The sequence below is a fragment of the Pseudoalteromonas sp. Angola-30 genome, from assembly GCF_028599215.1.
In the GTDB taxonomy this organism is placed as follows: domain Bacteria; phylum Pseudomonadota; class Gammaproteobacteria; order Enterobacterales; family Alteromonadaceae; genus Pseudoalteromonas; species Pseudoalteromonas atlantica.
Window position 1 is genome coordinate 29,313 of sequence record NZ_JAQREI010000025.1, and the last position, 19,454, is coordinate 48,766.

Consider the following 19,454-nt stretch of genomic DNA (forward strand, 5'->3'; position numbering starts at 1 on the left):
CAGTTTGGACTTCTGAAGATACAGCATATAACGCGAGAACTGCTATAAAGGATCTTAATTTCATCGCTCAAAAGGCACAGATTTATCAAACTAATGAAGACAGAGATATATTGCTATATTCGGCATATCTTTTTGAAAATGCAGTGCGAACAGCCCAATGAAAACTTTGATCAATATTATATTTCTTTTAATTAGTTACTCTACTTTTGCCAACTCTGAAGAAGTTATCGAAGGTCCTATTGCTGCATCTTCTTATACATTTTGTCATATAGATACTAAATGTATAACTAGTATAAGGTTGGCAAATACTTCGCCTTATCAAGTTAAATTAAGCTCTCTTGCTTTCAATGAACAAGGTATCGACTTAAACTCAATGTTCATATATGAAGTGGATGAATACTTCTCAATAAGAGCAGAAAACCCCAATGCAAAGGTCCCTGAACAACCTATACAAGGGCGCCGGCGTGCACACAAAAAATTATCCTCGATAGAGTTCGAACCGCTTGAAGTAAAGTTTATTGAGCTAAAAGGCATGGAAGAGAGGTTTGCTTTAAACCCCGAAAAAAAATACTTAGTGAGTACAATTACACCGTTCGTCAACTTGTACATTAACGGTAAGTTTGTTGATAACATTACCATAAGAACGAAATATTCACTCCTAGCTATTCCTACAAAAGATATGGAAATAAAGGAACGGCCAATAAAACAGTTTGCTACGCCGCAAGGGTAACCTGCAATAATATACATACTTTGTTTAATGCCACTCAAAATTCTGCGTCAGCTTAAACCTTTATATATCAAGCCAGCTTAAAGTTGGCTTGATTATATATCTTGGCTAATTATCTAAAAACGCCCCTACTTCTTTACTCATTCTCTGTACCAGCCATTTTGGCCCGCCGTCGTGCATATCGTTGTGGCGCGATTTTTCAATCATTACTTGGCTAACAGGGAAGCTTTTTAGCTCTGTTTCATTTAATAAAACATTCGCATCGGCTGGGTAATCACTACCACGCAGTGTAAGCACGCGTATGTTTTTATTACGTGGGATCAACATGCGGCGGTGATCGAGGGTAATTATTTGGCTTACTTCATTCGGGTAAATTGAAGCATATAAAGCAGATATATCGCCGCCGTTAGAGTGGCCAAATAACGTGAGCTGAGAAAAGTTATACTCAGGGTATTGAGCACTTAGCTGATTAACTAAAAATTTAAGGGTAACCACACCGCGATGCCAGTTTTCCATGCGGGTGGTTAAATAAGGCTGTATGCGATTAAGCGCAGGGTCGGTTTTTAGCTCATGTGCGACTGCAATGCTTAAATAACCCTGTGCATTAAATAGCTTACTCGCAAACGTGTAGTCATTGTGGCTAATGCCGTAGCCTGCATTTATAAATGCTACAGGGCACTTTGCGTGTACGCTGCATTGATTACTCTCATTGGGGTATGTGATATTTATAGGGATGGTGCGATTGCGGCTTTGATCCACTATTACATCATCAGCAAAGCTTAATGGTGATATTAAACTCGCGGTTAGGCTAAATGCACTTAATGTTAGTAACTTTTTTATTGTTTTATGCATGTTGTAACTTATATAAATTATTGTTTTTAAATAAAAATAACTTTTACTATAAAGGTTAGCGCGCGCCATTGCTAATGTATGCGATAATACGGGTATTATTTTTAGTTAATTTAGAAAAGTACCCCATGAAATCATACAGCACTATTGAACAACGTATCGACATTTTGCAAAGTCGAATAGAAACCTACAAAGAAGAAATCGCCGTGTTACAGGCCGAGCCAAAAAGTAACAACGAGCGTATTATTTTTAAATTTATTGAAACAGGCAGCACAGGTAAAACAAAAGACTTTGTGCGCGAACTTGGTATTAAGTCGCCGCGCGATAGCTTATATTCATCAGGCGATGTAACCAAATTAATCAAAGACGGCGCTGATGACATCACCCCTGCACTGCTTGAAATTGCCCGCACATTGGCAAACGCACGTAATAAAAATGGCCCTAGCTGTTAATACCAAGCTACAGGCCACTGTTTAATCTTATTAAAGGTTATTCATTGTTTAGAGGCTTGCAATATGCAGCTTCTAAACGCTCCTCACATATTAATCGCAAAGCTCAATGTTAAGGCTTGTAAGTAAATTAAGGGCTTCAAAGCGCTCAAACTTAGCCCCCGCTAACGTATTACTGTTTAAATCTATATTAAATTCTGTAGCCCCTACAAAGTCACACTCAGTTAAAGTGGTTTGAAAAAACTCACTATCGCGAAAATTACTTCCTGTAAATGTACTTTGCTTTAAATTGGCATGTCTAAGATCAACATTTTTTGCAAAGCAGTGAATTAATTTTAGTGATTTTAAAGTTAATTCATAAAAAGAGCTGTTACTAAGTTCACAATAATTAAAGCTCACCGGCGCATCAATACTTAGCGCTCCCCAATCAGCATTGCTCCATTGCACGCTGTTTAACTTACAATGGCTAAAGCTTACATTTTCAAGCGAGCTGTATCCCCATTCAATGCTCGATAAATTGCAATGCTCAAAGCTGCACTCTATAAATCGACACGCTTTAAATTGCCCCTGAGATAAGTCGCAATCTATAAACGTACATGCTTCAAACTCTGTGTTTTCGAGTGTGTGTTTTGCTAGCTGTAAGGCACTAAATTGCTGATCGCAATAATAGCTATTATTAGAAATTAGCACTGTGACTACGCGTCCGTATTTAGGGTTGTTTAATGGGCATAAGGGCTGATTTTTGGCAAATCTTGTTTAAGCGCTAATAAGGCGATAAAAATTAAGCCAAAGAGTGGAAATACCGCTAAGCATCCGCCCACAAAAGCTAAAACGCCCGGCATGGTGCTTTTGCGTTTACCTATTTTGTAGCTAATAAGCGCAAAAATTGGAATGCAAAACAAAATAAAAAAAGCTAAAAATTCACCAAATAATGTGAGATTAAACGACATAAGAATTCCCTCTCTATTGAATAATATTTGATACCAAGCAACTTACATATTTAACTATTCTAGCGTGCTAAATAGACTAATAACTTAACACGATTGGTATGAACTGGTTTAAATTTAACCATAAAAAAACCCCTAGGCATACTCCTAAGGGTTTTTAAATCTAGCTAAGCGCATTTGTTGCGCGCGGTATTACTCTTCGCTAGGAATTGCTTTTTCTACCACACTGATTGCAAGCTCAGTTAACGAGTCGCTATTAGCTTTGCTAGGTGCATCGGTTAATAAGCACGATGCTTGAGTGGTTTTAGGGAACGCAATAACGTCACGAATGTTATCGGTACCACATAAAAGCATAACTAAACGGTCAAGACCAAAGGCTAAACCAGCATGTGGTGGTGTGCCGTATTTAAGGGCATCAAGTAAAAAGCCAAACTTGTCTTGTTGCTCTTGCGCATCAATACCTAAAATTCTAAATGCTGCTTCTTGCATATCAGCATTATGAATACGTACCGAACCGCCACCTACTTCGTAGCCGTTTAATACCATGTCGTAAGCATCTGAAATAGCCGCGGCAGGGTTTGCTTCAAGCTCTTCTGCGCTAATATCTTTTGGTGCTGTGAATGGATGATGCACAGCATGTAACGTGCCTTCGTCATCTTCTTCAAACATTGGGAAGTCAACAACCCAAAGTGGCGCCCAGCTATCAAGGTTAGTGATTTCTAAATCAACACCAATCTTCAAGCGAAGCGCGCCCATTGCTTCGTTTACAACGTTGCGTTTATCGGCACCAAATAAAATAATGTCGCCCGTTTGTGCGTTAGTACGCTCAAGTAACTGGGTAATTACCTCTTCGTTTAAAAACTTAGCAACTGGAGATTGAACGCCTTCAGCGCCTGCATCACGGTCGTTTACTTTCATCCACGCCATACCTTTAGCGCCGTAAATGCCAATAAACTTAGTGTAATCGTCAAGTTGCTTACGCGAAAGCTTAGCGCCACCCGGTACTGTTAATACAGCAACGCGGCCTTTTTCGTCATTAGCTGGGCCTGAAAATACGTTAAACTCTACGTCTTTTACTAAATCAGCTACATCAACAAGCTTCATTGGGTTACGTAAGTCTGGCTTATCAGAACCGTAAAGGCTCATTGCCTCAGAGTAAGGCATAATTGGGAAATCGCCTAAATCAACGTTTAGTAATGATTGCCACATTTCACGGATCATTTTTTCAGTCATACCACGTACTTGATCAGAGCTCATGAACGAGGTTTCTAAATCTATTTGGGTAAATTCAGGTTGACGATCGGCACGTAAATCTTCATCACGGAAACATTTAACAATTTGGTAGTAACGGTCAAAACCCGACATCATCAACAATTGCTTAAACAACTGTGGTGACTGTGGTAATGCATAAAAGCTACCTTTATGAACACGACTCGGTACTAAGTAATCGCGTGCACCTTCTGGTGTTGCTTTTGTAAGTACAGGTGTTTCAATGTCTAAAAAGCCATTGTCATCTAAAAAGCGACGAACAAAGCTGCTTGCTTTAGCGCGCAGTTTAATACGGTCGCTCATTTCAAGGCGGCGTAAATCTAAGTAGCGGTACTTTAAGCGGCGCTCTTCTGAATTGGTTTGATTAAAATCAAGCGGTAGCGGCTCAGAGCGATTAATAATAGTTAGCTCAGTACCTAAAATTTCCACTTCGCCTGTTGCCATGTCTTTATTTACTTGGCTTTCTGGGCGCGCACGTACAACCCCTTTTAACTGCACACAAAACTCTTGGCGAAGTTTGTTAGCGTTATCCATTAATCCTTCAACTTCTGGATCGAATACAACTTGTACTAACCCTTCTCTATCGCGTAAATCGACAAAGATAAGTCCACCAAGGTCACGTCGTTTGTTGATCCAGCCACATAGTTCAACTTCTTGATCTACGTGAGTTTTATTTAGCTGTCCGCAATATATAGAGCGCATAGTTTTCCTGTCAGATAAAAGGCTTAAACGGTTATATTTATTTGTTTTAAGGCGTGTGATTTAAAAAACTGGTCACCACAATACAAATAAAGCCGCTAGCAATCTAAAAATAATCAAATTAAGCCCTGCATTATACCCAAGTAGTATCAAGATGCTAGGGCGTGTGTTTAGCTTTGTAATGTTAATTTGCAGCAGTATGTTTGGCTTTTAGGCAAGGCAGAGTCTATGTAGTGTGGTTATTCCCCATAAAAAGGCGATAACGCAGCATAAATGCCAAACATGCGCTGCCCTTTGGGTTCTTTCTAGGGACGATTAACTCTTTGTTGCCTACATGGATGTAGGTAAGGGGCGTGAGCAGGACGCGGAAGCTTTGCTCGATTTTTACTTATTCTTACAGGGATGTAAGTCATTAGAATAACGCAGGAGCAGTTATCGAGCCCACTAGGTTACAAACCTCGCGCCGCGATTTAATCGCCCCTAGATTGAACAAATTTCAATCTACAAAGATCAACACGCCCTAGAGCGTGTGTTTAGCTTTGTAATGTTAATTTGCAGCAAGCACCGTATGTATTTGGTACACTTACGCCACGAAGTCATTAAGCCACCCTTTTTATGTTATATATTGGATGCCCTCAGTGGTCGAGCAGCGCCTGGAAAGGCAACTTATTTACCCGCCAATGTAAAAATGCCGATATGCTAAACCAATATGCCCAGCATTTTAACTCAGTTGAAGGCAATACCAGCTTTTACGCAGACCCAGCGCCAAGCACTGTTTTACGCTGGGCTCAAAGCGTACCCGAGGACTTTAAATTTACGTTTAAGTTTCATCGTCGCTTTAGCCACGAGCTTGCGCTTAGTAATGTTCAAACAGAACTTAATGACTGGCTTACGTTATTTGCCCCAATACTTGAAAAAACAGGGCAAATAATGCTGCAATTACCCAAAGCGTTTGGTCCAAACGATTTACCTAAATTAACGCAATTTATTAGCTTGCTCCCCAAAGAGCTAAATTACGGCGTAGAAGTACGCCATAGTGATTTTTTTAAAAAAGGTGAGGCCGAAATTGCCCTTAATCAGCTATTAATGGCAAATAATATAAACCGTATTTCTATGGATACCCGTGCGCTTTTTGCAGTAAAGCCCACCACCGAGGCTTTAATAGATGCACAACAAAAAAAGCCCCACTTACCGGTACATGCAATAGCTACTGGCTCGCAGCCGATGGCGCGCTTTGTAATAGCCGATTTACAAAACGACTATAAACCCTTTTATAAACCGTGGCTCAATAAAGTAAAACAATGGCTTGATGAGGGTAAATCCCCGTATGTGTTTTTTCATACTGCCGATAACCGTGAATCTCCACGACTCGCTAGGCAGTTTTGTGAAGACCTAGGGTATAATCACCCGGTATTAAATCCATTCAGCGGCGAAAAAGAAGCCCACCAGCCAACGCTTTTTTAAATAGAGAATAAAAATGAGTGAATACGCACGTTACTTTACCGGCTACCCAGCTAACATTGTTGAGCAAGTATTAAGCCTTATAAATAACAACAAGGTATGTGACTACTTACTTAAAAAATACCCACATGCGCACACCATCACCACCGACAAACTACTTTACAGCTACGCCACTGATTTAAAAAAGCAGTATTTAAAAAACGCCCCACCGTTTGGCCGCGCTGCATTTAGAAAACAAGGTGATATGGTTACCAACGCACTCGGTACCCACACCTACCGCATGCAAGGTAAAACCCGTAAGCACGATTTAGCCATAAACAGCGATTTACTGCGCGCACCCGAGCCACTGTTAAAAGCACTAGTCGTACACGAACTCGCCCACTTTAAAGAAAAAGATCACAACAAAAGCTTTTATAAACTGTGCTGCCACATGGAGCCGCAATACCATCAGTTAGAGTTAGATTTACGGATTTTTTGTGTGGTGGTAGCGATGGGAGAGAATCCGTATTCATGAACGGTCAGCGGTCAGCGGTCAGCGGTCAGCGGTCAGCGGTCAGCGGTCAGCGGTCAGCGAAAAATAAATACAACCTAACTCGTAATCAAAGTTCTCAATAAAAAAACGCGATTTAAAATCGCGTTCTCTTTAGTAACTTTTCTACTGACCGCTGATAGCTTAAAACTGACAGCTCAAAAGCACGTTGGGTTTCGCTTCGCTCAACCCAACCTACATTACAGCCCTAGCTCAGCCATAAAGTCATCATCGGCATCATCTTGTTCTGCTTCTTTTGACTTAGCTTTTGCTTTTTCGGCCTTTTGCTTAGCTTCGTTTTCGATAATGTCATCAGGGTCTATCGCTTCTACAATGTCAAAGTCATGTAGTTTAATAAACTCTGTTTTATCCATTGCCAGCTCTAGGTAAAAGATATTTTGGTTGCGCGTAGTAAAGGTTACGCGGCGTGCTTGTGGACGATCCATAGTGGTATCAACCGATATTTGCACTTGTTTATTAATCGCCATCATTTTTGGCTGGTTTTGCGTAATAGAGGTATGTAACTGCTCACGCACTTTAGAAGTGAAGTCACCAACAATTTGGTTCATCAGCTCGCCCATTACATTTGAAACGTCATCTGATAAATGACTGTGGGCAATTTCTTCTTCAGGCATGCCCATATTGCGCATGTAATCGCCGTAAATTTCCATTGCCGCTTGCGCTGTAAAATTAGTGACTACCAGCCCTGTAAAGCCACCATCAAATAATACAAAACAGCCAATGTCTGGACGCATACAGGTGCGCGTTATTTTTTGCACCATAGCCGAGTAGCTAATTTCGTTACCGCTGGCTGATGACAGAACACCCGTCACTGAATGACATAGGGTTGCTAATATATCGTCTGTGCTAATTACCTTACTTTTGCTCATTTAACGTTCTCTTTTATACTTATTATTCATAATTCTAGCCAAGCTACTGAATTTATCACTGACTATCCAGTATAAAATGTTAAAATAGTGCCATTATTTTTAAAGAGACTGCCTTAGTGAGTATAAAAGACAGTATTTACGCCTCTGAGCAACAAGTAAAAGATTTTAGCTTTGACCAAAATGTGGTTGAGGTTTTTCCGGATATGATCCAGCGCTCTGTGCCTGGGTACGCCACCATTGTAAGCACTATGGGTAAATTGGCCGGTGAATATGCGCAAAGTAATTCAAACCTTTACGATTTAGGCTGCTCGCTTGGTGCGGTTACCCTAAGTATGCGCCGTAATATTCGCACCGATAACTGCCACATTATTGCTGTAGATAACTCACAAGCTATGGTTGAGCGTTGTAAGGTTCATTTACAAGGCTTTAAGTCAGACGTGCCTGTTACAGTAACTTTAGGCGATATTAACGAGCTTGAGATTCAAAATGCGTCGGTAGTGGCCATGAATTTTACCTTGCAATTTATTCCGCCATTACAGCGCCAAGCCGTGCTTGAAAAAATTTACGCTAACTTAAAACCCGGTGGCGTACTGCTACTTAGCGAAAAAATTAAAGCCGAAAACGAGCAGTGCGATAATTTATTAATTGATTTGCACCACGACTTTAAACGCCACAATGGCTACTCAGAGCTTGAAATAAGCCAAAAACGTACTGCCATTGAAAACGTGATGCGCCCCGATACGCTAAGCACTCACTTTAATCGTTTAAGCGACATTGGTTTTAGCCAAACGCAAGTGTGGTATCAATGTTTTAATTTTTGCTCAATGGTAGCAATTAAATAAAGAGAGTGACTTATGTCTCAATGGTTTAACCAATTTTACGCAGCAATTGCACAAAGCCCGCTTAGCCACTGGCTAGAAACCCTGCCCGCTCAATTAAAGCATTGGCAAAACGAGGCAAGCCATGGCGATTTACCAAAATGGCAAAAAGTACTTAAAAATTTGCCAGAAGTAAAAACAACCCACGTTGATATCGCCACTAAAGTAGAAATTGGCGCACCGGGGGAGATGAGCGAAGGCGAGCAAAAACAAGCCACGCATTTATTAAAACGCATGATGCCATGGCGCAAAGGCCCCTTTACTGTACACGGTATTGAAATAAACACAGAGTGGCGCAGCGATTGGAAGTGGGACCGCCTGCTTCCCCATATTGAGCCATTAAAAGGCCGCACAGTATTAGATATAGGCTGTGGCTCTGGCTATCACTTATGGCGTATGCGCGGTGAAGGCGCTGAATTTGTAGTAGGTATTGACCCTTCTGATTTATTTTTGTGTCAGTTTCAGGCCATTAAACATTACAACCCAGATGAAAACGTGCATTTATTACCATTAGGTGTAGAAGCACTACCCGAGCTTAAAGCGTTTGATACGGTGTTTTCTATGGGGGTGCTGTATCACCGCCGCTCGCCTATCGATTTTTTAGCGCAGTTAAAAGCGCAGCTTCGCCCAGGTGGCGAACTCGTGCTAGAAACGTTAGTAATTGAAGGCGATGAAAACACAGTACTGGTACCTACCGACCGCTACGCAAAAATGCGCAACGTTTGGTTTATTCCAAGTACTGCTGCACTAAAACTGTGGATGGAACGCGTTGGCTTTAAAGATGTGCAAATAAAAGATTGCGCAATTACCACGCTTGATGAGCAACGCAGGACCGACTGGATGGAAAACGAATCGTTAGTTGATTTTTTAGACCCAAACGATACCAGTAAAACCATTGAAGGTTATCCTGCTCCACTTAGAGCAATACTAACTGCCAAAGCATAAATAACTAAAAAGCACCCAGGGTGCTTTTTTTGTGCAATTAACAAACTAATAGCGGACAAGTGTCCTTGTTAATTATTTCAAAACTATATTTGAGCTAGCCGCGCAGTTGCAATTGTTGTAAAATACGCGCGTTTCTAAGCTATCGAAAAGCAACCCCAAGCAATTATTTGAGGAAAACCTGTGAGCGAACAAAAACAGTCATTAAGCTATAAAGACGCGGGCGTAGATATCGACGCTGGTAATGCACTTGTTGAGCGTATTAAAGGCGTAGTTAAAAAAACGCGTCGTCCAGAAGTAATGGGCGGAATTGGTGGTTTTGGCGCTCTTTGCGAAATTCCAGAAGGTTACAAACAGCCAGTACTAGTAGCAGGTACTGACGGTGTAGGTACTAAACTACGTTTAGCTATCGACTTAAAAAAACACGACACTGTAGGTATTGATTTAGTTGCAATGTGTGTAAACGATTTAATAGTACAAGGCGCTGAACCCCTGTTTTTTCTAGATTACTATGCAACAGGTAAACTAGATGTAGACACAGCGGCCGATGTAGTAACCGGTATTGGTAAAGGCTGTGAGATTTCTGGCTGTGCCCTGATTGGCGGCGAAACAGCTGAAATGCCAGGTATGTACGATGGTGAAGACTACGACATGGCCGGTTTTTGTACCGGCGTAGTAGAAAAATCTAAAATTATTGATGGCACAAAAGTAGCAGCCGGCGATCAACTTATTGCCCTTGCTTCTAGCGGTCCGCACTCAAACGGCTTTTCTTTAATTCGTAAAGTACTTGAAGTATCAAACGCCGATACGAACCAAGTTATTGACGGAAAAACTCTAGGCGAGCACTTACTAGAGCCAACCCGTATTTACGTTAAACCTTTACTTGAGTTATTTAAGCAAGTAGACGTGCATGCCCTATCGCATATTACTGGCGGCGGCTTTTGGGAAAACATTCCGCGTGTATTACCCGATTCTGCAAAAGCAGTAGTTAAAGGCGATAGCTGGCAGTGGCCAACCGTTTTTAACTGGTTACAAGAAAACGGCAATATTACTACGCACGAAATGTACCGTACATTTAACTGTGGTGTAGGCATGGTATTAGTAGTACCAGGCGATGCGCTAGAGCAAAGCTTAAGCATTTTAAAAGAGCTTGGCGAAAACGCATGGCACCTTGGTGAAATTCAAGATGCTGTTGCCGGCGAAGAGCAAGTAGAAATTGTAGGTGGTGCTAAGTAATGGCACCCATTCGCTTAGTGGTATTAATATCGGGTAGTGGTTCTAATTTACAAGCCATTATTGATGCCTGCGAACGCGGCGAAATAAACGGACACATAGCGGCTGTTATAAGTAACAAAGCAGACGCTTACGGCCTTGAGCGTGCAAAACAAGCAGGTATTGCTACAAAAGTGCTCAGTCACAAAGATTTTGACTCGCGCGAGGCCTATGATGCGCAATTAATGAACGTTATTGACTCTTTTATGCCAAATCTAGTTGTATTAGCTGGGTTTATGCGTATTCTTACTCCTAGCTTAGTGCAAAAATATGTTGGAAAAATGTTGAACATTCATCCATCTTTGTTGCCTAAGTATCAGGGGCTGAATACCCACCAAAGAGCAATTGATGCAAAAGACGATGTTCATGGCGTAAGTGTTCATTTTGTAACTGAAGAGTTAGACGGCGGTCCCGTTATTCTTCAGGCGCAAATACCTGTACTCAAGGATGATACAGCAGAAACATTAGCTAAACGCGTGCACGAACAAGAGCATGTAATTTATCCTTTGGTGGTCAAGTGGTTCAGTGAACACAGACTTACTATGGAAGCAGATTATGCAGTTCTTGACGAAAAACAACTTCCTGCACACGGCGCGCACTACCCACAATAAAAAAATAAGTGCCCTGCTGTTATGTGTGGGCGCTTTACTTCCTACTAGCCTAATTGCAGGCGAACTAACAGAGTATCAAGCCAGCTACGATATTTTACGCAAAGGTAAAAATCATGGCGAGGCAGTACGCGAACTTAAAAAAGTTGGCGAGCAAACGTATCAACTTACTTACCACAGCAATATTGAGTGGATGATTTTCTCTGACAAGCGAGAAGAAACCTCTGTATTTACTTTTTTAGATAACAAAGTCACTCCTCATCATTACAATATGGTGCGTACCGGCACCGGCCCAGATAAAGATTATAAAATAGACTTTGATACACAAAATAAAGTGGTCACCAGCAGCACTAGCGAATACCCACTAAAGTGCGAATGGACTGACGAATTTCAAGATGCTATTTCGTATCAAGTACAAGTACGCGAAGGCTTAAAAAAAGGCGAAACTTATTTTTCGTTTCCGCTTATTGATAAAAAAGGCAATCGCCGCGACTACAACTTTGAAGTGGTTGGCAAAGAAATGATTTCGCTGCCAATTGGTAACGTAGAAGCTATAAAAGTAAAACGTTTATACGATAACGATAAACGCCAAGCCCTTGCCTGGTTTGCACCAGAAATGGACTACATGCTAGTACGTATGTGGAAAGGCGAAAAAGGCATGGAGCAGTTTGAAGTACAAATGAATTCATTTACCGTTACCCAGCCTGTTTCTACTCCAGTAAGCGAAAGCAGCGAAGTAAGATCAGAAGCGCCGTAAACACGGTGATAGCAAACACAAAAAAACGCGATTTTATATCGCGTTTTTTTGTGTTTGCTTTTAGGCTATTTAACTAAATTAGTTCGCCCATTTTAAATAACGCAAACTCCCCTGGCTGCATTTTTTGCCAGCGTTCGTCGTTGGTTAATGGCCGTGTAGCTATTACTGTTACTACATCGTTTGGGGTGGTTTCTTCGTTAAAATCAACTACCATATCGGCATCAATTAACGTTGCTTTACCAAATGGTGCTCGGCGCGTTATGTAGTGTAAGTTATTCGTGCAGTACGCCAATACAAATACGCCATCGGTCAATAACATATTAAATACGCCCTTTTCACGTAGCGTATGCGAAAGCTTAGCCGCGTATCTAAATACAGAGGCCATATTAGAGGGGCGTTTTGGGTATTTTTCACGAATTTTATCTAGCAACCAACAAAACGCCAGCTCACTGTCGGTGTTGCCCACAGGGCGATAATATTGTGGTTTTAAATCGTGATAGTTAGATAACTGGCCATTATGTGCATAGGTAATTTCGCGCCCCCAAAGCTCACGAGTAAACGGGTGGGTATTTTCAAGGCACACTCGGCCACGGTTTCCTTGGCGAATATGGCTAATTACCGACACGCTTTTAATGGGGTAAGCTTTTACTAGCTTGGCGATTTCTGATTGATAGCTTGGCTCAGGATCTTTAAAGGTTCTACACCCTTTACCCTCGTAAAACGTAATACCCCAGCCATCTTTATGCGGGCCGGTATTTCCACCGCGCTCTAATAGACCTGAAAAACTAAAACAAATATCCGTAGGTACGTTGGCTGACATGCCAAGTAATTCACACATTAATAAACTAACCCTTAAAAAAAACGTATAAATAGCGCTGTACTTTGCTGTGCGCTACAACAGACATACTTACTTAAAAAAACTTTTTTGGCTAGCTGATTTACTGATTTTTAGCGCTTAAATAATCGCTGCGATTGAATTAAACACAGCAGTGGTGCATGCTTGTTCCTTAAAAAGGGAATAATGATAAGCATAATAGCTAGTTTGTCGTTAATTTAACGCTGTAATGTACTTGAAACTTACGCTCACTAGCGCTACTCTAACTGAGGTGGTCTGACCTCTATTAAGGAATAAGCAATGACACTCATATTTACACTCGGTTTAATCGCACTGCTCAGCATCGCGGTTTACCACAGAGCGAGTTGGAACACAGCACTTGGTGTTTCTGCCGCAACATTATTAATTGGTACCTTTGCAGGTGCTTTTGGTTTAATTAGCTGGTTGATCTTTTTGATCATCGCAGTTCCTCTTTCTGTTACTGGCATTCGTCAGCAATATATAATCAAGCCGATTTTTACTACCTTTAAAAAAGTAACGCCAAGCATGTCTGACACTGAAAAGTCAGCAATCGATGCCGGTACTACGTGGTGGGAAGCTGATTTATTTTGTGGTAACCCAGATTGGAAAAAGCTACACCAATACCCAGTACCAAAGCTGACTATTGAAGAGCAAGCCTTTATTGATGGCCCTGTAGAAGTAGTATGTAGCATGCTAGATGATTGGGAAGCAACACACGAGCTTACCGATTTACCGCAAGATGTATGGCAATATCTAAAAGATAATAAATTCTTTGCCATGATCATCAAAAAAGAATACGGCGGTTTAGAGTTTTCTGCGTTTGCACAATCATGTGTTCTGCAAAAGTTAACCAGTAAATCGACCTTACTATCATCAATTGTAGGTGTACCTAACTCGTTAGGCCCAGGTGAATTACTACAGCACTACGGTACTGAAGATCAAAAAAATCATTATTTACCGCGCTTAGCCCAAGGCCAAGAAATTCCATGTTTTGCATTAACCTCGCCAGAAGCAGGCTCTGACGCAAGCTCAATTCCTGATTACGGTGTTGTGTGTAAAGGGCAATGGAACGGTGAAGAAGTAGTAGGTATCAGCCTTACCTGGAACAAGCGTTACATTACTCTTGCACCAGTGGCTACAGTACTTGGTCTTGCCTTTAAACTACAAGATCCAGATGGTTTACTAAGCGACAACAAAGAGCCAGGCATTACCTGTGCACTTATTCCAACTAACACGCCAGGTGTTGAAATTGGTCGTCGCCACTTCCCGCTTAACGTACCATTTCAAAATGGCCCGACTCGCGGTAAAGATATTTTTGTACCCCTTGATTACATTATTGGTGGCCCAGAAATGGCTGGCCAAGGCTGGCGCATGCTGGTTGAATGTTTATCGGTTGGCCGTGCAATTACATTGCCGTCAAACTCTGCCGGTGGCATTAAAACAATTGCCGTAGCAACAGGTGCATATAGCCGTATTCGTCGTCAGTTCCGTTTACCAATTGGTAAAATGGAAGGTGTTGAAGAGTCACTGGCTAAACTTGCAGGTTACGCTTACAGCTCAGATGCAGCGGTTAGTATGTCAACGGGTGCGGTAGATTTAGGTGAAAAGCCATCGGTTGTTTCAGCTATTATTAAATACCACCTAACCGAGCAAATGCGCGAGTCGACCATTCATGCAATGGACGTACTTGGCGGTAAAGGGATAATGCTTGGGCCAAATAACTATTTAGGTCGTGGCTATCAAGGTGCCCCTATTGCTATAACAGTAGAAGGTGCCAACATCTTGACCCGTAATATGATTATTTATGGTCAAGGTGCAATTCGCTGTCATCCATTTGTACTAACCGAGCTTGGTGCTTGTGAAATTGAAGACCGCGAAGAAGCGCTTAACGTATTTGATAAAGCGCTAATGGGCCACATTGGCTTTACAATGTCGAACCTTGTACGTACTAAGTGGCTTGCGCTTACTGGTGCACGTTTTACTAGCGTACCGTACAAAGACGACACCGCAGAGTTTTACCGTATAGCATCACGCTTTAGTGCATCGCTTGCGCTTATGTCTGACATTAGCATGGCGGTATTTGGTGGCTCGCTTAAACGTAAAGAGCGCATTTCAGCACGTTTAGGTGACTTACTAAGCTACTTATATTTAGTGTCTGCAACGCTTAAACGCTATAACGACGAAGGCCGTAAACAAGAAGATTTAGCCCTAGTAAAATGGAGCTGTCAGGATCATCTTTACCACTGCCAACGTGCCCTTGCTGATTTAATTAATAACATGCCGTCTGCCCCATTACGTGGTGTATTAAAAGTATTGTTATTCCCGTTTGGTCGCCCGGTTCGTAAACCTACCGACAAACTTGAGCATAAACTAGCACAACTACTTCAAGTACCTAGCGAAACGCGTAACCGTTTAGCAAGTTATGTTTACTTAAAAGATGAGCCACTAAACCTAGTTGGCCGTCAAGAGCAAACACTTAAAGACGTACTGGCTGTAGAGCCGTTATTTGAACGAGTATGTAAAGAAAAAGGCCTTAAACTGCCATTCTTCCAACTTGATAAAGTAGCGCAAATGGGCCTTGAAGCTGGCATATTAAGCCAAGCAGAAGCTGATAAATTAGCCGCTGTTGAAAAAGCCCGCTTAGATGTGATTAACGTTGATGACTTTGACCCAGCTGATTTATTAGCAGGCAAAGCCGCACGTAAAAGCGAAGACAAAAAGGCAGATGCAGCTTAATCAACCAAGCTAAGCATCTGAATAGCAAAAGCCAGCGCTCTAGCGCTGGCTTTTTTGTACTCAATTTTAATTAGCTTAAAGCAATACTTTAAGCTCGATCAGTATCAAAAAATATAAAACCTACCAATATATTATAAAACTTACTAATCACTCATCTAATACACGCTTTGTAACACTTTATTAAGCCTTGAATAAGCTCCAAAGCTTGCGTTTAAAAAATGTACGAGCAACACTCAAATACGCTAATAATAATTCAAGGACTGTATTAATGAAAAAAACACTTAAGTTTGGCGTACTAGCATGTGCAATTGCACTCGCTGGCTGTAGCCAATCGAGCAATACAACACATGTTATTGCTGAACAAACCTCAGCAGCACAAGCGATACAGACATACAGTGCAAACACTTTTTTTGATACTACATCCTTTATAGGTAGTAGTTTTTCACCTTCTGGTGAAAAAATTCTCGTTAGTAGCGATGAAAGCGGTATTTATAGTTTATATGAGGTCGATGTTAGAACAGGCAGTAAAGAACGCTTAACCAATTTTGAAGACAGTACCTACCCTGTACGCTACTTCCCTAATGATGAGCGCGTATTATTTACCAAAGACTCAGGCGGTAACGAGCGATATCATGTCTACGTGCGTGAAGTTGACGGTTCAATCAAAGATTTAACCCCTGGCGCTGAAACACGAGCTGGCTTTGCAGGTTTTACCAAAGATGGCAGCCAGTTTTTTATCACCAGCAATCAGCGTGATGCCAAATTTATGGATTTATATCGCGTAGATAGTGAAACCTATGAAATGTCTCCTGTTTATCAAAATGAACTCGGATTAGATGTTGGCGCCATTAGCCCTGATGGACGCTTTATTGCTTTATCTAAAAATAATACCAATAAAGACAGTGATACATACATTCTCGACACTTATAAAAGATCCCTTAAACCACAACTTATATCTAAGCATGATGATCCCGCACAATATACACCTGAAACCTTCTCTACTGACGGTAAATATTTATACTACTCTACAGACGCAAAAGGTGAGTTTTCACAAGTGTGGCGCTATGAGTTAGCGACAGAGAAACATAGCCCGGCTTTAGAAGACGAATGGGACGTAAACTTTATCTATTTTTCTAAATCTGGACGCTACCAAGTAAGTGGAGTAAATGCCGATGCCAGTACTAAAGTAACTATTTTAGATACTCGTACAGGTAAACAAGTCGCTATGCCCACCCTACCCAATGGTAATTTACGCAGTGTAAATTTCTCAAGTGACGAGAAAACCATGGCGTTTTATTTGAACTCTGACACATCCCCAAGTAATTTATTTGTATGGCAAGTCGGTGGTATTAGCGCCAAACAACTAACTAATTCACTTAGCAAAGAAATAAATCAAAGTAATTTAGTACAAAGCACAATTGTACGCTTTAAAAGTTTTGATGGGCTAGAGGTACCTGGTGTTTTGTACAAGCCCAAACAAGCAAGTAGCACTAATAAAGTGCCAGCACTAATTTGGGTGCATGGTGGCCCTGGTGGACAAAGCCGTACTGGTTACAGCGCGACACAGCAGCACTTAATTAATCATGGCTATGCTATTTTTGCCGTTAACAACCGTGGTAGTTCAGGATACGGTAAAACATTTTTTCATTTGGATGATAAAAAGCACGGCACAGATGACTTACAAGATATTGTGTACGGTAAAAAGCATCTTCAAAGTTTAGATTGGGTCGATAGCGAAAAAATTGGCATTATGGGAGGTAGTTACGGCGGGTTTATGACCGCAGCTGCACTTGCCTTTGAACCAGAAGAATTCAAAGTCGGTATTAATATTTTTGGGGTGACTAACTGGGTAAGAACACTTAACTCAATTCCACCATGGTGGGAGAGTTTTAAAAAAGCCTTATACGATGAAATGGGCGATCCTGCGACAGACGGTGAGCGTCATCGTGCTATATCGCCATTATTTCATGCTAAAAACATTACAAAACCTTTAATGGTAATACAAGGCGCTAACGATCCGCGCGTTTTACAAGTTGAAAGCGATGAGCTCGTTGCCGCAGTCAAAGCCAATGACGTGCCAGTAGAGTATGTATTGTTTGATGATGAAGGGCATGGTTTTACTAAAAAAGAAAACCGTATAACAGCCTCTAACGCTTACTTAAAATTTTTAGACACCTATCTAAAATAGCGCTTAAGCCCATACGACTATGGGCTAAATTTAAGATAAAAGCTGTGTGCTTGTTCGCATACAGCTTTTTATGCGTGACGCGTTAATTTTGGTTCTAATACCGCCAGAGCTAAACCTAAAACAGCTGCAAATAATCCAATAAACTCAAGCCAGGTATTACCTGCATGTGATATGTAGCGTGGGACAGCATCTGTTGTATAAACACGTTTACCACCCGTCACTTCTTCGACAAATGATTCACCGATATACTCATCCATTAATTTAAAAAGTTCAACACGCCTAGCAAGCATCTCTTTAAGTTTTGCTGTACGCTTTTCAGCACTGGGATCTATTATATAATCTTTCCAATGATTGAAAACATTGAGTGGTTCATCATTTTTAATAATTCCAATTGAGCGATACTCATAAAAATGTTCGTTAAACACATAATTTTTATGGCCTGCATAAAATAGTGCACACCCAAACGAAATTAAAAACATTGCTAAATAAATCAATTTACGCTGAGTTACTGAAATGCTCACAGCTTTATTTTTATACCACTGCTCAACATCCGGTATCTGCATAAGCCTGGTTTTATCATGACTTGATACAAGCGGCTTCATAAACTCATCAATTGAAAGATCTAATGCAATCAATAAGGCTCTAAATATTTCATTCGAGGGAATTGATTTATCGTTTTCAAGTTTTGATATATACCCAAACCACCTCAAGATGCAGAATTCAGCGTCTCACAGGGGCTTAATATCAAGGCGTTACTTTGCAACAATGGCAGTCCCTTTTAAGAAGTAACAACGATGAGAGTAAGTGCCTGTGAAACGCCCAAAGGGTTGGTTTAAAAGCGATTGATACTGCGTTATTGATTTTAACAATAGAACCACTATTAATTGCAATCAATGCCTTGCCTAAATCGCTTTTAATTCCAACTGAAACTCGCATCTTGAGGTAGTTTGGGTATGATTTTGCTCTATCCCTACTTGCTGGGCAAATTCAGGTTGGCTCAATTTTTTATTATTTCTTAGCTGCTTTACTTGTTGACCTAGTGTGCTCATTTTAGTGCTTCCTTTTTTAAAGTGAGACTAGATTCTTGGCTATTCATGCAGATATAAGAAGCTGAATATTAAAGAATAGGCAGGAATATTAGCAGGTTAGCATTAAGTAGTCGATTATTTAGCTGATAGCTGATAGCTGATAGCTGATAGCTGATAGCTGATAGCTGATAGCTGATAGCCAAAGGGTAATTTATAAAGTGATTTAACCAAAGATTTTATAAGCTTGCTATTGAGGAAATAACAAGTGGCGGAGTGGACGGGACTCGAACCCGCGACCCCCGGCGTGACAGGCCGGTATTCTAACCAACTGAACTACCACTCCGCAGTGGTATGTGCATGGGGTGATGC

General features: G+C 41.1%; 19 protein-coding genes and 1 tRNA gene. 11 read left to right on the plus strand and 9 right to left on the minus strand.

Annotated features, from left to right (window positions below):
• The first annotated feature begins 157 nt into the window (after nucleotides 1-157).
• Nucleotides 158-730, plus strand: a complete 573-nt coding sequence (locus tag PSH54_RS19640; RefSeq protein WP_273606919.1) for a hypothetical protein — start codon at nucleotides 158-160, stop codon at nucleotides 728-730.
• A 105-nt stretch (nucleotides 731-835) separates the two neighbouring features.
• On the opposite strand, the gene PSH54_RS19645 is transcribed toward PSH54_RS19640, so the two are convergent.
• On the minus strand, nucleotides 836-1,579 hold the full coding sequence (locus PSH54_RS19645; protein WP_273606920.1) for an alpha/beta hydrolase: 744 nt from the start codon (nucleotides 1,577-1,579) through the stop codon (nucleotides 836-838).
• A 125-nt stretch (nucleotides 1,580-1,704) separates the two neighbouring features.
• On the opposite strand from PSH54_RS19645, the gene PSH54_RS19650 reads away from it, so the two are divergent.
• Nucleotides 1,705-2,028: a hypothetical protein gene (locus PSH54_RS19650; protein ID WP_029772590.1), complete on the plus strand. Its 324-nt coding sequence runs from the start codon at nucleotides 1,705-1,707 to the stop codon at nucleotides 2,026-2,028.
• A 90-nt stretch (nucleotides 2,029-2,118) separates the two neighbouring features.
• Here the strand turns inward: PSH54_RS19650 and PSH54_RS19655 are convergent, their stop codons facing one another.
• The 3 genes from PSH54_RS19655 to aspS form a co-directional block, all read right to left on the minus strand.
• Nucleotides 2,119-2,715, minus strand: a complete 597-nt coding sequence (locus tag PSH54_RS19655) for a pentapeptide repeat-containing protein (protein ID WP_273606921.1) — start codon at nucleotides 2,713-2,715, stop codon at nucleotides 2,119-2,121.
• 29 nt (nucleotides 2,716-2,744) lie between these two features.
• Nucleotides 2,745-2,975: a hypothetical protein gene (locus PSH54_RS19660; RefSeq protein WP_273606922.1), complete on the minus strand. Its 231-nt coding sequence runs from the start codon at nucleotides 2,973-2,975 to the stop codon at nucleotides 2,745-2,747.
• A gap of 189 nt (nucleotides 2,976-3,164) precedes the next feature.
• Nucleotides 3,165-4,943 (minus strand): aspartate--tRNA ligase, encoded by a 1,779-nt coding sequence (gene aspS, locus PSH54_RS19665; protein WP_029772588.1) that lies wholly within the window; start codon nucleotides 4,941-4,943, stop codon nucleotides 3,165-3,167.
• Between the two features lie 612 nt (nucleotides 4,944-5,555).
• On the opposite strand from aspS, the gene PSH54_RS19670 reads away from it, so the two are divergent.
• The gene (locus PSH54_RS19670; protein WP_273606923.1) at nucleotides 5,556-6,404 is read left to right on the plus strand and encodes a DUF72 domain-containing protein; all 849 of its coding nucleotides are present in this window, start codon (nucleotides 5,556-5,558) and stop codon (nucleotides 6,402-6,404) included.
• Nucleotides 6,405-6,417: 13 nt separating this feature from the next.
• A complete protein-coding gene (locus PSH54_RS19675) occupies nucleotides 6,418-6,915 on the plus strand; it encodes a M48 metallopeptidase family protein (protein WP_273606924.1) in 498 nt (165 codons plus the stop codon).
• Nucleotides 6,916-7,130: 215 nt separating this feature from the next.
• On the opposite strand, the gene PSH54_RS19680 is transcribed toward PSH54_RS19675, so the two are convergent.
• Nucleotides 7,131-7,820, minus strand: coding sequence for a DUF3334 family protein (locus PSH54_RS19680; RefSeq protein WP_004588943.1), 690 nt, complete (start codon nucleotides 7,818-7,820; stop codon nucleotides 7,131-7,133).
• A 116-nt stretch (nucleotides 7,821-7,936) separates the two neighbouring features.
• On the opposite strand from PSH54_RS19680, the gene cmoA reads away from it, so the two are divergent.
• From cmoA to PSH54_RS19705, 5 genes are all read left to right on the plus strand, one after another.
• Entirely contained in the window at nucleotides 7,937-8,662 is a 726-nt protein-coding gene (gene cmoA / locus PSH54_RS19685; RefSeq protein ID WP_004588942.1) for a carboxy-S-adenosyl-L-methionine synthase CmoA, read from the plus strand.
• A 12-nt stretch (nucleotides 8,663-8,674) separates the two neighbouring features.
• Nucleotides 8,675-9,643, plus strand: a complete 969-nt coding sequence (cmoB, locus tag PSH54_RS19690; RefSeq protein ID WP_054982276.1) for a tRNA 5-methoxyuridine(34)/uridine 5-oxyacetic acid(34) synthase CmoB — start codon at nucleotides 8,675-8,677, stop codon at nucleotides 9,641-9,643.
• 180 nt (nucleotides 9,644-9,823) lie between these two features.
• Entirely contained in the window at nucleotides 9,824-10,876 is a 1,053-nt protein-coding gene (gene purM / locus PSH54_RS19695) for a phosphoribosylformylglycinamidine cyclo-ligase (protein WP_029772582.1), read from the plus strand.
• The gene (purN, locus tag PSH54_RS19700; RefSeq protein WP_273606925.1) at nucleotides 10,876-11,523 is read left to right on the plus strand and encodes a phosphoribosylglycinamide formyltransferase; all 648 of its coding nucleotides are present in this window, start codon (nucleotides 10,876-10,878) and stop codon (nucleotides 11,521-11,523) included. Before purM ends, purN begins: the two co-directional genes overlap by 1 nt.
• 16 nt (nucleotides 11,524-11,539) lie before the next feature.
• Nucleotides 11,540-12,277 (plus strand): DUF3108 domain-containing protein, encoded by a 738-nt coding sequence (locus tag PSH54_RS19705; protein WP_029772580.1) that lies wholly within the window; start codon nucleotides 11,540-11,542, stop codon nucleotides 12,275-12,277.
• A gap of 73 nt (nucleotides 12,278-12,350) precedes the next feature.
• On the opposite strand, the gene PSH54_RS19710 is transcribed toward PSH54_RS19705, so the two are convergent.
• On the minus strand, nucleotides 12,351-13,115 hold the full coding sequence (locus PSH54_RS19710) for a class II glutamine amidotransferase (RefSeq protein ID WP_004587229.1): 765 nt from the start codon (nucleotides 13,113-13,115) through the stop codon (nucleotides 12,351-12,353).
• Nucleotides 13,116-13,412: 297 nt separating this feature from the next.
• On the opposite strand from PSH54_RS19710, the gene fadE reads away from it, so the two are divergent.
• Both fadE and PSH54_RS19720 read left to right on the plus strand, forming a co-directional pair.
• Nucleotides 13,413-15,869 (plus strand): acyl-CoA dehydrogenase FadE, encoded by a 2,457-nt coding sequence (gene fadE, locus PSH54_RS19715; protein ID WP_273606926.1) that lies wholly within the window; start codon nucleotides 13,413-13,415, stop codon nucleotides 15,867-15,869.
• Between the two features lie 268 nt (nucleotides 15,870-16,137).
• Nucleotides 16,138-18,057: an alpha/beta hydrolase family protein gene (locus PSH54_RS19720; RefSeq protein WP_273606927.1), complete on the plus strand. Its 1,920-nt coding sequence runs from the start codon at nucleotides 16,138-16,140 to the stop codon at nucleotides 18,055-18,057.
• 68 nt (nucleotides 18,058-18,125) lie between these two features.
• Here the strand turns inward: PSH54_RS19720 and PSH54_RS19725 are convergent, their stop codons facing one another.
• The 3 genes from PSH54_RS19725 to PSH54_RS19735 all read right to left on the minus strand — a co-directional run bounded on the left by PSH54_RS19725 (nucleotide 18,126) and on the right by PSH54_RS19735 (nucleotide 19,428).
• Nucleotides 18,126-18,692 (minus strand): transcriptional regulator, encoded by a 567-nt coding sequence (locus PSH54_RS19725; RefSeq protein WP_273606928.1) that lies wholly within the window; start codon nucleotides 18,690-18,692, stop codon nucleotides 18,126-18,128.
• Between the two features lie 267 nt (nucleotides 18,693-18,959).
• On the minus strand, nucleotides 18,960-19,106 hold the full coding sequence (locus tag PSH54_RS19730) for a helix-turn-helix domain-containing protein (protein WP_223230549.1): 147 nt from the start codon (nucleotides 19,104-19,106) through the stop codon (nucleotides 18,960-18,962).
• Nucleotides 19,107-19,351: 245 nt separating this feature from the next.
• Nucleotides 19,352-19,428: transfer RNA gene (locus tag PSH54_RS19735), tRNA-Asp, on the minus strand.
• Nucleotides 19,429-19,454 lie beyond the last annotated feature (26 nt).